This window comes from Rhodanobacter thiooxydans LCS2, from assembly GCF_000264375.1.
In the GTDB taxonomy this organism is placed as follows: Bacteria; Pseudomonadota; Gammaproteobacteria; order Xanthomonadales; family Rhodanobacteraceae; genus Rhodanobacter; species Rhodanobacter thiooxydans.
The window spans coordinates 1-12,805 of record NZ_AJXW01000029.1 but is presented as its reverse complement, the minus strand read 5'-3'; the positions used below and the strand labels follow the sequence as shown (position 1 = coordinate 12,805).

The window sequence follows — 12,805 nt, the reverse complement described above, 5'->3', positions numbered from 1 at the left end:
GAAACGATCAGCGTAGCAGACGCCGACGCGGCTTCCACGGCAGCCGGCCGCGCCAGTACTGGATCAGCACCAGCCCGCCGAGCATGCCGCCGAGATGGGCGAAATGAGCCACGCCCGGCTCGATCCCGGTCACGCCCATGGTCAGCTCAGCGGCGGCATACAGGATCACGAACAGCCACGCCGGCATCGGGATCGGCAGAAAGATCAGCATCACCTTTTCGTGCGGGTAGAGCATGCCGAACGCCAGCAGCAGGCCGAAGATCGCGCCGGACGCGCCCAGCGTGGGGCCGTACTGCGGCGGCGGAAAGAACCACAGCACCGCCAGCTGCAGCAGCGAGGCGACGATCGCGCAGGTGAAGTAGTAGATGGTGAACTCGCGCGCGCCGAAGGTGCGCTCGATGGTGCCGCCGAACATGTACAGCGCGAGCATGTTGAACGCGATGTGGGTGATGCTGCCATGCATGAACGCGCTGGTGACGATCTGCCAGACTTCGAACAGGCCGGAGCCGAGCGGCCACAGCGCAAAATGCAGCAGCAGGAACTGACCCGCCACGTACTGCAGGAAGAACACCGCCACATTGGCAATCAGCAGGTTGCGGGTGACGGGTGGAAGGTCGACAGGCATCAGGCGGTTTCCGTGGAATCAGGGCGCAGCATAGCTGTGCCCGCCAGCTGACCGCGGCCGGCGGCGATCGTTCGGCCATGGCGGCAGCAAAAAGCCGCCTTGCGGCGGCTCGGCGAGGCACCGGCAACGACGGGCATCAGCCCTTGGCAGCCACCTGCGCCATCGCTTCCGGACGCTTGGCGCCGGCGAAGCGCTTGGCCCAGTAGCCCTCGTTGAGGCTGGAGATCTCCACCGACTTGCCGCTGGCCGGCGAATGGATGAAGCGGCCGTTCGAGATGTAGATGCCCACGTGCGAAATGTGCCGCTTGCCATGGGTACGGAAGAACACCAGGTCGCCCGGCTGCATGTCGGCGCGGTTGACCTTCAGGCCGGCCAGGAACTGCGACGCGGAGTTGTGCGGCAGCTGCATGCCGACCGCGTGGGCGAACACGTAGCGGACGAAGCCGCTGCAATCGAAGCCGGTGGAGGGGTCGCGGCCGCCGCGCACGTAGCGCGTGTCGCGCAGTTTCATCGCCATCGCGATCAGCGACTTGCGCAGGTCGGTGATGTCCGCGCTGGCGGCCGCCGTGGCGGCGTCCTGCTCATCCGCGGCAGCATCGGCAAGCGGCTGCGCCGGCGCCAGCATCGAGGCGGCATCCGGGACCACTGACCGCGCCAGCGCGGTCGCCGGGTCGAGCACCGGCAGTTGGACCAGCAGGGGTGAATCGAAGCGGCCGGCCGGCGTGCTGCCGGTGGCGGGTGAAGCGGGGAGACTCTTGGCTTGAAGCGGACCGGATGCCAGCAGCACGAAGACGAGCGCGGCGGCGGCGGTCAGTGGCTTGATGGGCATGCCGGAAAAAATCCCTTGCTGTTCACAGGATTGGCCGCCCAGCAGAAGCCGACGACGTAACGAAGTAGTGAACTTAACAAGAAGAGGGTGCCCAGATGTTGGATCGAGGTTAACTGAACCCTGTCGTTTCAAAAAACGGCGACACTGCGCACATTTCGTCCAACTCATTGATTCAACTTAATTTTACGTGCCACCTACCGGCTCCGGCCAGTAATACGAGTCCGGATATGGCCGGTTGCCGAAGATGGCCGTGCCGATCCGCAGCTCGGTCGCGCCCTCGGCCACGGCGAGCGGGAAGTCGCCGCTCATGCCCATGGAAAGCCGGGGAATGTCATGGCCCTGCGCGATGGCCTGGTCGCGCAGTTCGCGCAGCCGGCGGAAGCAGCCGCGCACCTCGACCGGTTCATTCGAGTGGATCGCCAGGGTCATCAGGCCGCGCACGCGCAGGGTGTCGTAGCCGCGCAGGGTGTCCAGGAAGGGCGGCAGCTGTTCAGGCGGCAGCCCGTATTTGCTGGGCTCGGAGGAGGTCTTCACCTGCACCAGCACGTCGATCGCGCGGCCCTCGTGCTGCAGCCGCCGGTCCAGCGCCTCGGCCAGTTCCAGCCGGTCCAGCGATTGCACTTCGCTGGCCAGCCGCGCCACATCTTTCGCTTTGTTGGTCTGCAGGTGACCGATCATCACCCAATCGATGCCGCAGTCCGCCAGCAGTGGCGCCTTGTCGCGGATCTCCTGCACCTTGTTCTCGCCGAAGCGGCGCATGCCCAGCGCCACCGCAGCGCGGATCAGCTCCGGGCCGAAAGTCTTGCTGACCGGCAGGATGGTCACCTCGGCAGGGTCGCGGCCGGCCTCGCGGCAAGCCTCGTCCACCCGGCGGCGGATGTCGGACCAGTTGGCGGCGAGGTGGGATGCGTCCATGAGAAAAGCCTCTGGCGGTCGCCTCCTCTACCCTTCGGGGAGAGGCTTGGGGTGAGGGGCGGGTGCTCGCAGAAAAGTCGGCATCGAAGCGCGGCGTCTTTGACCACGCACCGCAAGGCCAACTCCTCATCCGGCCCTCTCCCCGCAGGGGAGAGGGAGAAAAACGTTCAGCCCTTGGCGCCCTGCTCGAAGTGCTTCGCCACCACCTCGGCCACCACCATGCTGACCTTCTTGCCGGTGGGGATGTGCAGGAACTCGTTCGGGCCGTGCGCGTTGGAATGCGGGCCGAGCACGCCGGTGATCAGGAACTGCGCCTTGGGGAACTTCTCGCCCAGCATGCCCATGAACGGGATGCTGCCGCCCTCGCCCATGTAGGTGGCCGGCGCGCCGAAATAGTTCTGCGAGGCATCGCTGACCGCCTGCTCCAGCCACGGCGACAGCGCCGGCGCGTTCCAGCCCGAGCCGTCCTTTTCCAGGGTGAAGCTGACCTTGGCGCCGTACGGCGGGTCCTTCTCCAGCAGCTGCTTGACGAACTCGCCGCCCTTGGCGCCGTTCAGCGTGGGCGGCACGCGCAGGCTCAGCTTCACCGCGGTGAACGGGCGCAGCACGTTGCCCGCGCTTTCCAGCGGCGGGATGCCACCGATGCCGGTCACCGCCAGCTGCGGGCGCCAGGTGCGGTTGAGCACCAGTTCGGCCAGGTCCCTGGTGACCGGCTGCATGCCCTCGCTCCAGGGGAACTTGCTGTAGATATCGTCGCCCAGCACCTCGGCCGAGAGTTTGGCCTGGTCGATGCGCTGCTGCGGGATGTCGACGTACAGCTCCTTCGGCTTGATCGTGCCGGTGGTCGGGTCTTCCAGCCGCGACAGCAGCTCGCGCAGGATGCGGAAGCTCGACGGCACCACGCCGGAAGCGTCGCCCGAATGCACGCCCTCTTCCAGCACCTGCACGCTGAGGTTGCCGCCGGTCATGCCGCGCAGGGACGTGGTCAGCCACAGCTGGTCGTAGTTGCCGCAGCCCGAATCCAGGCACACCACCAGCGACGGGCTGCCGATGCGCGCAGCCAGGTGGTCGACGTAGAACGGCAGGTCGTAGCTGCCCGATTCCTCGCAGGCCTCGATCATCACCACGCAACGCGCATGCGGAATGCCCTGCTCGTGCAGCGCCAGCAAGGCCGCCAGCGAGCCGAAGATCGCGTAGCCGTCGTCGGCGCCACCGCGGCCGTACAGCTTGTCGCCCTTGCGCACCGGCGTCCACGGGCCGAGGCCTTCGGCCCAGCCGGTCATCTCCGGCTGCTTGTCGAGGTGACCGTACAGCATCACGGTGTCGTCGCCCTGGCCCGGCACCTCGATATAGATGAGTGGCGTGCGCCCTTCCAGCCGCACCACCTCCAGCGTGGCGCCCGGCAGCTGGCTCAGCTTGGAGCGCGCCCAGGTTTCCATCAGCTTCACTGCCGCGTCCATGTAGCCGTGCGCCACCCAGTCCTGGTCGAACATCGGCGACTTGTTGGGAATACGGATGTATTCGACCAGCTGCGGCACGATCTCGTCGTCCCACAGGCCGCTGACGTAGCGGGAAAGGCGGGCGGTATCCATGACTCACTCCATCAGGCGGACAAGAGCGGCATTGTAACAGCGCGCTTCCGGCGCACCGACACGCAAGCGGAAGCCGCCCACAGCCGAAAGCGCCCGCTGCGCACGCCAACCCTGCGGCAGCCCCCACTGCGCTGCCTCGCGCCGCGGCGCCATAGTGCACCGGCGGCCGCGGATGCCGCCACTCATCGCCCAAGGAGAAAGGCCATGTTCAACAAACTCGTCACTGCCGCTCTCGCTCTCGCGTTCGCCCTCGCCGTACCCGGGCTGCTGCTGGCCGCCACGCCGGTCAACATCAACCAGGCCGATGCGGCGGCCATCGCCAAGTCGCTGGATGGCATCGGTCCGGCCAAGGCCGAGGCCATCGTGGCCTGGCGCGAAGCCCACGGCCCGTTCAAGAAGGCCGACGACCTCAAGCACGTCAAGGGCATCGGCAAGGCCACCATCGAGCGCAACCGCGCCGCCATCCTGCTCGCCGACGATGGCTCCGCCGCCCCGGCCACCGCCGCCGCGGACGCCCCCGCCAAAAAGGCGCACCGGAGCAAGAAGGCCGCCACGGCCGAGGCCGCCGGCGAGGAATAGGCCACGGCCAAGGTTCCCGCCAGTTGGGAACCAGGCGGCGCGGCCCGCGGCGGCCCGCGCCGCTTGCGTTACACTCGCGCGCCTCTTCCGCCGCCGTGCCGCCATGATCCTGCCGCGCTACCACATCGCCGCTTCCGCCATCCACGGCGCGGGCAACGGCCTGTTCCTCGACGAAGCCGTGGCGGCGGGGCGCATCATCACCGCGCCGGACGGCATCGAGCAGACCTTCCGCTACGCCGACATCATGGCCTCGCCGTCTCTGCGCGCGCAGTTCCACGCCAGCGCGCGCTGGTTCGAGGACCGCTACACGCTGTCGCCGGACTGGCCGGACGAGTGCTACATCAACCACAGCTTCAAGCCGAACGGGCTGTGGCACCTGGGTTTTGTGTTCGCGCTGGCCGACCTGACCGCCGGCAGCGAGATCACCGTGGACTACCGCCACCTGCTGCCGCCTGGCCAGGCCGAGGATTTCGTCGATTCGGTCACCGGTGAGACAATCACCGGGTTGACCTGGCAGCAGAGCCTCGCCGACAGCACCCGTGTCCTGGCCGAACTGCTGGCCGCCTCCCACCGCTGATCGTGATGTTCGACATTCCCACCATTGAAACGGCGCGCCTGCGCCTCACCGCACTCACCGAGCGGCACTTCGACGACTACGCCGCGATGCTGGCCGATCCGGACAGCACGCGCTGGATCGGCGACGGCGAGCCGCTGGACCGCACCAACGCCTGGCGTTCGCTGGCCATGCTGCTGGGCCACTGGCAGCTGCGCGGCTTCGGCATGTGGGCGCTGGAACTGAAGTCCACCGGCGAATTCATCGGCCGCGCCGGCCTGATGTACCCCGACGGCTGGCCCGACCTGGAAATGGGCTGGATGCTCAAGCCCGGGCATCGCCACCACGGCTACGCCACCGAGGCGGGCAACGCCGTGCTCGACTTCGCCTGGAACCAGCTGCACGCCCAGCGCGTGATCAGCCTGGTGCGGGTCGGCAACGAGGCGTCCGACCGGGTCGCTGCGCGACTCGGCGGCGAACACATCGAGGACATGGACTTCTACGGCATCCACAGCCACGTGTTCGCCTACTACCCGCCACACCGCGAGCGCCGCCGCGCCTACGGCTGAGCGGCCGCCCGCCGGCGCGCACCGGCGGGGTGACGAAGAACCTACAACGCCTGCGGCAAGCCGCCACCGCGCCGCGACGACAGCGAACGCGCCACCTCGGCCAGGGCATACACCCGGGCCACGCGCACCCAGCCGAGCACCAGCACCACCAGTTGCGTCAGCAACATGGCCAGCAGCAGGCCACTGGTGCCGAGCGCCGGGGTGTGCAGGCGGCCCACGCCAAGCGCCAACACCAGCGCATAGCCGATCACGCTGATCAGCACGTAGCTGAGCAACGTGCTGAACGGCCGCCGCAGCAGCTGCATGAAGCCCCGCCCGAAGGCGCGGGTGGCCGAGCGCAGGTTGCCGTCCGCGATGAACGCGGCACGTCCCGATTCCACCATGGCCTGCGCCAGCACGAACAGCACGCCGGCAACGAACAGCGCCAGGTGCGATGCGCGGTCGGCCTGCGCTTGCAGCACCGCCTTGTCGCCGACGCCATCGGCCAGATGCAATGCCACGCCGACCAGCGCCGCCATCCCCGCGTACGGCACGATCGACCACAGCATCAGGCGGAACATGCGGCCGTACTCGACGATGCCGCACTGGAGCAGGTGGCCGAAGCCCAGCACGCGGCTGGCGCGCCCACCGCCGACCAGCATGCCGTTGAGGAACGGCATCAACAGCAGGGTCAGCAGCAGGCCGAGGATCGCCACGCCGCCGAGCCAGCCGCTGTCGTTCCTGAGCGCCGACACGGTGTCGCCAAACATCAGCGGACTGAACTGCACGGCCCAGGCCGGCGCCTGCACCGAATGGTCGAGCAGTCCGCTCAGGCTGCGCCACAGCGGCAGGCTGACCACCGCGGTCGGCAACAGCAGCAACAGCGTCCACAGCAGCAACAGGCGCCACTGCATGGCGACCAGCGCCGCGCGCAGCACGGCGCCAAGATCCACCCGGCGGGAAACGTGTTTGCTCATCATCACAGCGACCCCATCAAGGCGTAGAAGACCTGCAACAGGGATGCGGCATCCGCGCTCCAGCGGCGCGAGGCGCTGCCGTCGGCCTTGGTCGTGCGGCTGTCGTTGAGCTTGTTCGCATCCAGGTAGATCTTCTGCTCGGGATCGAGCGTGGCCGAGACCGCCTTGGACGGCTTGGTGAAATCGAAGCGGACCCAGCGGCGGTCATCGTTCCAGCGCACGTCCTCGCTGCTGCCGTCGGCGAACTTCACCCGCAGCAATTGCGGCACCGGCACGCCGTCGCGGCGCACGGTGACGGTGCTGTGCCACGGGAACGGCCCGCTGCCCGGCTTCGCGTCCGGATGGGCATGGTCCCAATCCTTGCGCTGCTTGTCGGCCTGTTTGTCCAGGGCGTCGCCGTCGAGCTCGTTGCGCTTGCCGTCCTTCAGCATGCTGCCGGCCAGCGGCAGCACTTCGGCGGTGTCGATGCTGGCGACCCGATCGTCGATCTGCGCGGTGCCGTAGACGTACCGGTCGAAGATCGCGTCGACCGCCTGCGGCTTGCCGGAGACTTCGGCCAGGGTGGCGCGCAGGTCGGCCGTCGACGGATGGCGGAAGCGCCAGCGCCGGTAGTACGCGTGCATCGCACGCTCCAGCGCCGGCTTGCCCAGGCGTTCCTCCAGGTCGTGCATGGCGGTGGCGGTGCGCGCATAGACCGTGCCGTAGCTGCTGCTGGACAGGCGGTCCCAGGAGTTCGCGCCCAGCGGGTCGGGCGGCTGGCGCAGGCCGGCGATCAGGCGCTCGGCGACGAACGGCGGGATCACCGGCGCGATGCCGAAACGCTTCATCCAGCCGCTGGCCGCCACGATGTCCTGGCCGCGCTCGCGCAGCATGCGGTCGTCCCAGTATTCGTTCATGCCCTCGTCGAGCATCGGCTCCTCGAACTCGTTCGAGGCGAGCAGACCGTAGAAGTAGCCGTGGCCGAACTCGTGGATGGTGACGAAGTCGAGCATGTACTGCGTGAGGGTGCCCGGCTCGACCTTGGCGTAGCCATCGGCGGTGAAGAAGGTCGGGTACTCCATGCCGCCCGCCTCGGACGCGTTGTACAGCGGCACCACCGCCGTCACCGTCTGGTACGGGTAGGCGCCCAGCGAGTTCGAGAAGTAGGTCAGCGAATCGGTAGTGGCCTTGAGCACCGGCGCGGCGCTGGCCGCGTATTCCTCGGGATAGATCACCCGCACGTCGACCTGCGGGCTGCCCGGCCCCTGCCACGTACCGTCAAGCGTCTTGAAGCCCTTGGCGGCGACCCAGGCGAAATCGTGCACGTCGCCCTGCACGTAATGGTAGGTGCTCTTGCCGTTCGCCGTCTCGGGCGGCCTCTGCAGCTTGCCGACCGCGCCCACGGTGTAGTTGCTGGGCACGGTGAGGCGCACGTCGTACAGGCCGAAGTCGGCGTAGAACTCGCTGTTGAAGTGGAACTCGTGCACATTCCAGCGCGGCGCGTTGGCACCGCGTTCGCCGGCCAGTTCCAGCACGCCGATCTTCGGAAACCACTGCGCCACCAGGTTGAAGTCGCCCCACCAGCCGGTGCGCTCGACCACCCGCGGCAACTGGCTGAGGAAGTCGATGTCGAGCGTCAGCGTGCCGCCGGCCGGCACCGGCTCGGCCAGGTCGATCCGCGCCACGGTCTGGTCGCTGGCCGGACCGCCGTCGGGCTGCACGAAGCGCCACTTCAGCGCGGCGTCGCCCTGCTTCACCTGTTTCAGCTCGATCCAGCCCCACTCGCCCTTCTTCAGCACTGCCGCGCCGCGCGAACTGCCGTGCGCGGTCAGCACCTTGCGTTCGGTGAACCAGGTGCTGCCTTCGTTCTGGAACGCGTTGAGGTACAGGTGGAAGTAGACCTTGCTCAGCGGGCGGTCGCTGCGGTTGCGCCAGGTCATGTGCTGCTGGCCGCTTACCGCGTGCTTCGCCACGTCAAGCGTGGCGTCGATGCGATAGCTCACCACACGGTCGGACAGCGTCGGCTCGTTGCCGCTGCGCTCGCCGCCCCAGGCGTTCGCGGCGCTGGGCACGCTGACCGCGGCGGCATCGGCGGCCGCGAAGGGAATGTCGGGTAGCGCCACGCTGGCCGCGCTGGCCGGCGCCGCGGTCGATGCCGCCGGAGCAACCTGCTGCGCCATCGCCAGCCACGGCCACAACGCGGCCACGGCGCACAGGCGCCCCCATTTGCGTACGCTTCGCCGCATTCCGTCATCCCCCTGGACAATCCCCGCAGAGTGCACCCAAGCAGCCACGCCATGCAATGGACTCAGTAGACGTCGCGCCGATAGCGCCCCTGTGCACGCAACTGCCCGACCTCCGCATCCCCCAGCACGTCGCGCAATACTGCATCGACACCCGGCGCCAGGCCGTCGAGGCTGCCGCACACGTAGATCGCCGCGTCGGCGTCGACCCAGCGCCGCAGTTCACCGGCCGCCTCGCGCAGCCGCTGCTGCACGTGGATGCGCTCGGCCTGGTCGCGCGACCAGGCAAAATCGGCGCGTTCGATCCGGCCGCCCGCCAGCCAGCGCTCGATCTCCTCGCGATAGAAACCATCGTGCGCCGCATGCCGCTCGCCGAACAGCAGCCAGTTGCGCCGATGGCCAGCGGCGATGCGTGCCTTCAGCAGCGCGCGCAAGGCCGCCAGCCCGGTGCCATTGCCGATCAGGATCAGCGGCCGCGCATCCCGCGGCAGATGGAAATTGGGGTTGCTGCGCACGCGCAGGGCCACCGATGCGCCGATCGGCGCATGCGCGGTCAGCCAGCCGGAGCCGAGGCCGAGGTAGCCGCCGCGGCCGCGCATCTGGCGCACCAGCAGGTGGATCGCACCGTCGCCCGGCAGCGAGGCGATCGAGTATTCGCGGTGCGGCAGCCGTTGCAGCTTCGCCGCCACGGCCGCCTCGTCCAGCCCGTCGATCTCACCGGCTTCGGGCAGGCGGCAACGCGCCAGCAATCCGGCCAGCGGCAGGCGCTCCCTGCCGAACGCCACCGGCACACAGCCATCCAGCCCGCTGGCCGCCAGCCAGGCCGCCACCTTTTCCGGCGCATGACAGGGACCGATCTCGACCAGGTCGCCGGCCTGCCAATCCGCACGGCCCTCAAGTGGCTGCAGTTCGAGATGGAAGCAGGCTTCGCCCACGCTGCCGGGATTGAGCAGGCGCCGTTCGGCCAACCGCCAGTGCTGATACTTCGGCGCCTGCCAGTCCGGCAGGTCGCTGACGCCGGTGAGCATCGCCAGGTGGTGTTGCCAGTGGCGCAGGCTGGCCTCGTCTTCGCTGTCCACTTCCACCGGATCGAACAGCGCCCGCGCACCGCTGGCCTCGAGCCAGCGCTGCAGCTGCCGGCCGAAGCCGCAGAAGTCCTCGTAGTCGCTGTCGCCCAGCGCGAGCAGGCCGTAGCGCAGCCCGCCCAGCGGCGCCGGCTGCCGCATGGCCAGTCGGCTGAACGTCTGCGCCATGTCCGGCGGTTCGCCATCGCCGGTGGTACTGGCCACGAACAACACGCGACCGGCACGACGCAACTCATCAGGCGTTACCCCGTCGAGGCCATGCAAATGTGCTGGCACGCCAGCAGCCTGCAAACTTTGCAAGGTCTGTCGCGCGAGTTGTTCGGCAAAGCCGGTCTGGCTGGCGTAGACCACCTGCACGTCGACCACGGCCTGCGCCGCTTCGACTGGCGCCCCGGCCGCGGTCGGGGCCGGATCGCGGGCGGCGGCGGTATCAGCCACCCGCAGCGGCTTGCGCGGCGCCGGCACGCGCCGCAGGCGCCACCAGCCGAACAGCCCCAGCCACGCCGCCAGCAGCAGCGCTGCGCCGAGCCAGCCCGCCGCCTGCGGACCGCGCGCATCGACGTACCGCAGGAGCAGCGCTGCCGAGAGCAGCGCCAGCCCGGTCGGCAGGATCGCGTTGCCGATAACCGCGCGCCATGTCGTCGTCGCGCCGTGCCTGCTCATCGCGGGGGCTCGGGCAATCTGCTGGATAGTGACGGCTGACCCATGCTTGTCCATGATTCGCATAGACGCGCCAGCCCGGGGAACCGTGGCCGGTACCTGGTGGTCTCGATGGGCGCAAACTCCGCAGTCACGGCTTGCGCCGGCGACCATTAGACCGCAAACAAGAATCAATCTCAACAAATCGACCCGCCGAGCCTGGCGTCCAGCCAGCTTCGTGCATCACAGGAGCTCCCAGCGCATGCGCATTCTTCTGGCCGAGGACGACCCCGCCATCGCCGATGGCCTCTGTGCCTCGCTGCGCCACGGTGGCCATGCGGTGGACCATGCCTCCCGCGGCAACCTCGCCGACGCCGCGCTGCGCGATCACGACTACGACCTGCTGGTGCTGGACCTGGGCCTGCCCGCCTTGGACGGCACCGAGGTGCTGCGCCGCCTGCGCCAGCGCGGCACCGGCATGCCGGTGCTGGTGGTGACCGCCCGCGAAGGCCTGGCCGAACGCATCCGCGTGCTCGACCTGGGCGCCGACGACTACCTGGTGAAACCCTTCGCCCTGACCGAGTTCGAGGCCCGCGTGCGGGCACTGCTGCGCCGGGCCAACAGCCAGGGCAAGCCGGAGCTGCAACTGGGCCGGTTGCGGCTGGATCTGCCGGGACATCGCGCCTGGATCGGGCAGGCGCCGCTGGAACTGACCGCGCGCGAGTTCGGCCTGCTCGAGGCGCTGGCCACGCGGGTCGATCGCGTCACCAGTCGTGCCCAGCTGGTGGCGGCGCTGTGCGACTGGGACCAGGAGCTGACCGACAACGGCCTGGACATCGCCATCCACCGGCTGCGCCGCAAGCTGCAAGGCAGCGGCACCGGCGTGCGCACCATCCGCGGCCTTGGCTATCTGCTGGAAGAAACCGACGACAGCGGGAACGGCCAGGCATGAACCTGTCGCGCACGCGCCCGCTGCGGCCCAGCCTGCGCCGACGCCTCCTGCTGGTCCTGCTGGTGCCGGTCGGCGTGCTGCTGCTGCTGGATGCGCTGCTGACCTATGGCGTGGCGCTGAGCTACGCCAACCGGGTGCACGATCGCGACCTGAGCGATGATGCCGTAACCCTGGCCACCATGGTCGGCAACGAGCAGTTCGGCAGCGACGTGGCCCCGCAGGCACGCTTCCTGCTCGAATACGACCCGGAAGGCCGTGGCTATTTCAACGTGAGCAGCGCCCGGCACGGCCTGCTGGCCGGCAACGAAAGACTGCCGGAACCGCCGCGGGCGCCTGCCATCGGCGCCGCGCCGACGCTCTACGACCTGCAGATGGCGAAACACACCCTGCGCGCGGCGACGGTGCGCGTCGCGATGCGCAGTGACCCCGGCGACAGCCTGGTCGTCACCGTTGCCGAGACGCTGCACGACCGCCACCGGCAGGCACGCGAAATCCTGCTGCTGGCGATCGTGATGCAGACCCTGCTGATCGCCTGCGTGCTTTCGCTGGTCTGGTTCGGCGTGGGCCGCGGCCTGCGCGTGCTCGACCCGCTGACCGCCCGGCTCGCCGCGCGCAACAACGAGCTCACGCCGATCGACGGCCCCGACGTGCCGCTGGAGATCCGGCCGCTGACGCGGACCATCGACGCGCTGTTTGCCCGTCTGCGCGGCATGCTGACCCTGCACGACCGCTTCATCGCCGATGCCGCGCACCAGTTGCGCACGCCGCTGACCGGGTTGAGCCTGCACGTCGAACACGCCATCGCCAACCCGCAGCCGGAAACGGTGGCCGACGCCCTGCTCCACATCCAGCGGCTGGTGCGCCGCGCCGCACGCACCTCCGCACAACTGCTGGCGCTGACGCGCGCGCAGGCGCCCTCGCTGGAAACCGGCGAGTGCACCCTGCTCGATCTTGCCCGCTTCATTCCCGAGGCGGTCGCCGACCGCGTGCACGAGGCAATCCGGGCTGGCGTGGATCTGGGCTACGAAGGCAGCGACCAGCCGCTGTTCGTGCTGGGCGACGCCGCCAGCCTGCTGGACCTGCTGGACAACCTGATCGACAACGCCGTGCGTTATGCCGGCCGCGGCAGCACTGTCACCGTGAGGCTGGCGGCACGCGCCGATGGCGGCGCCAGCCTCAGCGTCGAGGACAACGGCCCCGGCGTCCCGGCCGAGCTGCTGCCGCGGCTGAGCGAGCGTTTCTTCCGCGTCGCCGGCAACAACGAGGAAGGCAGCGGGCTGGGGCTGGCG

Annotated in this window: 12 protein-coding genes; 5 read left to right on the top strand and 7 right to left on the bottom strand. The window is 69.0% G+C overall.

The window, feature by feature from the left end; translation table 11 throughout:
* Positions 1-7 precede the first annotated feature (7 nt).
* The 4 genes from UUA_RS06820 to UUA_RS06805 all read right to left on the bottom strand — a co-directional run bounded on the left by UUA_RS06820 (position 8) and on the right by UUA_RS06805 (position 3,961).
* Positions 8-625, bottom strand: a complete 618-nt coding sequence (locus UUA_RS06820) for a rhomboid family intramembrane serine protease (RefSeq protein ID WP_008435389.1) — start codon at positions 623-625, stop codon at positions 8-10.
* Between the two features lie 136 nt (positions 626-761).
* Entirely contained in the window at positions 762-1,454 is a 693-nt protein-coding gene (locus UUA_RS06815) for a C40 family peptidase (protein WP_008435387.1), read from the bottom strand.
* A 183-nt stretch (positions 1,455-1,637) separates the two neighbouring features.
* Complete coding sequence (locus UUA_RS06810; protein WP_008435385.1) at positions 1,638-2,369, bottom strand: YggS family pyridoxal phosphate-dependent enzyme; 732 nt, start codon at positions 2,367-2,369, stop codon at positions 1,638-1,640.
* Positions 2,370-2,536: 167 nt separating this feature from the next.
* Positions 2,537-3,961, bottom strand: a complete 1,425-nt coding sequence (locus tag UUA_RS06805; protein WP_008435384.1) for a M20 family metallopeptidase — start codon at positions 3,959-3,961, stop codon at positions 2,537-2,539.
* Positions 3,962-4,165: 204 nt separating this feature from the next.
* Between UUA_RS06805 and UUA_RS06800 the strand changes: the two genes are divergently transcribed.
* From UUA_RS06800 to UUA_RS06790, 3 genes are all read left to right on the top strand, one after another.
* Complete coding sequence (locus tag UUA_RS06800) at positions 4,166-4,540, top strand: ComEA family DNA-binding protein (RefSeq protein WP_008435383.1); 375 nt, start codon at positions 4,166-4,168, stop codon at positions 4,538-4,540.
* Between the two features lie 103 nt (positions 4,541-4,643).
* On the top strand, positions 4,644-5,117 hold the full coding sequence (locus UUA_RS06795) for an SET domain-containing protein-lysine N-methyltransferase (protein ID WP_008435382.1): 474 nt from the start codon (positions 4,644-4,646) through the stop codon (positions 5,115-5,117).
* 5 nt (positions 5,118-5,122) lie between these two features.
* The gene (locus UUA_RS06790) at positions 5,123-5,662 is read left to right on the top strand and encodes a GNAT family N-acetyltransferase (protein ID WP_008435381.1); all 540 of its coding nucleotides are present in this window, start codon (positions 5,123-5,125) and stop codon (positions 5,660-5,662) included.
* 41 nt (positions 5,663-5,703) lie between these two features.
* Here the strand turns inward: UUA_RS06790 and UUA_RS06785 are convergent, their stop codons facing one another.
* The 3 genes from UUA_RS06785 to UUA_RS06775 all read right to left on the bottom strand — a co-directional run bounded on the left by UUA_RS06785 (position 5,704) and on the right by UUA_RS06775 (position 10,588).
* The gene (locus UUA_RS06785) at positions 5,704-6,621 is read right to left on the bottom strand and encodes a hypothetical protein (RefSeq protein ID WP_008435379.1); all 918 of its coding nucleotides are present in this window, start codon (positions 6,619-6,621) and stop codon (positions 5,704-5,706) included.
* The gene (locus tag UUA_RS06780; RefSeq protein ID WP_008435377.1) at positions 6,621-8,843 is read right to left on the bottom strand and encodes a M1 family metallopeptidase; all 2,223 of its coding nucleotides are present in this window, start codon (positions 8,841-8,843) and stop codon (positions 6,621-6,623) included. Before UUA_RS06780 ends, UUA_RS06785 begins: the two co-directional genes overlap by 1 nt.
* A gap of 62 nt (positions 8,844-8,905) precedes the next feature.
* Positions 8,906-10,588, bottom strand: a complete 1,683-nt coding sequence (locus UUA_RS06775; RefSeq protein ID WP_008435374.1) for a sulfite reductase subunit alpha — start codon at positions 10,586-10,588, stop codon at positions 8,906-8,908.
* Between the two features lie 238 nt (positions 10,589-10,826).
* Between UUA_RS06775 and UUA_RS06770 the strand changes: the two genes are divergently transcribed.
* Both UUA_RS06770 and UUA_RS06765 read left to right on the top strand, forming a co-directional pair.
* Entirely contained in the window at positions 10,827-11,516 is a 690-nt protein-coding gene (locus UUA_RS06770) for a response regulator (RefSeq protein ID WP_008435373.1), read from the top strand.
* Positions 11,513-12,805 (top strand): sensor histidine kinase (locus UUA_RS06765; protein ID WP_008435372.1); only part of this gene is annotated, 1,293 nt, incomplete at its 3' end. The genes UUA_RS06770 and UUA_RS06765, both read left to right, overlap by 4 nt.

Bases quoted from the DNA above. Each gene is read 5' to 3' on its own strand.
- UUA_RS06810 (WP_008435385.1), bottom strand. From the start codon at position 2,369: ATGGACGCATCCCACCTCGCCGCCAACTGGTCCGACATCCGCCGCCGG.
- UUA_RS06795 (WP_008435382.1), top strand. From the start codon at position 4,644: ATGATCCTGCCGCGCTACCACATCGCCGCTTCCGCCATCCACGGCGCG.
- UUA_RS06800 (WP_008435383.1), top strand. From the start codon at position 4,166: ATGTTCAACAAACTCGTCACTGCCGCTCTCGCTCTCGCGTTCGCCCTC.
- UUA_RS06785 (WP_008435379.1), bottom strand. From the start codon at position 6,621: ATGATGAGCAAACACGTTTCCCGCCGGGTGGATCTTGGCGCCGTGCTG.
- UUA_RS06805 (WP_008435384.1), bottom strand. From the start codon at position 3,961: ATGGATACCGCCCGCCTTTCCCGCTACGTCAGCGGCCTGTGGGACGAC.
- UUA_RS06820 (WP_008435389.1), bottom strand. From the start codon at position 625: ATGCCTGTCGACCTTCCACCCGTCACCCGCAACCTGCTGATTGCCAAT.
- UUA_RS06780 (WP_008435377.1), bottom strand. From the start codon at position 8,843: ATGCGGCGAAGCGTACGCAAATGGGGGCGCCTGTGCGCCGTGGCCGCG.
- UUA_RS06775 (WP_008435374.1), bottom strand. From the start codon at position 10,588: ATGAGCAGGCACGGCGCGACGACGACATGGCGCGCGGTTATCGGCAAC.
- UUA_RS06815 (WP_008435387.1), bottom strand. From the start codon at position 1,454: ATGCCCATCAAGCCACTGACCGCCGCCGCCGCGCTCGTCTTCGTGCTG.
- UUA_RS06770 (WP_008435373.1), top strand. From the start codon at position 10,827: ATGCGCATTCTTCTGGCCGAGGACGACCCCGCCATCGCCGATGGCCTC.
- UUA_RS06790 (WP_008435381.1), top strand. From the start codon at position 5,123: ATGTTCGACATTCCCACCATTGAAACGGCGCGCCTGCGCCTCACCGCA.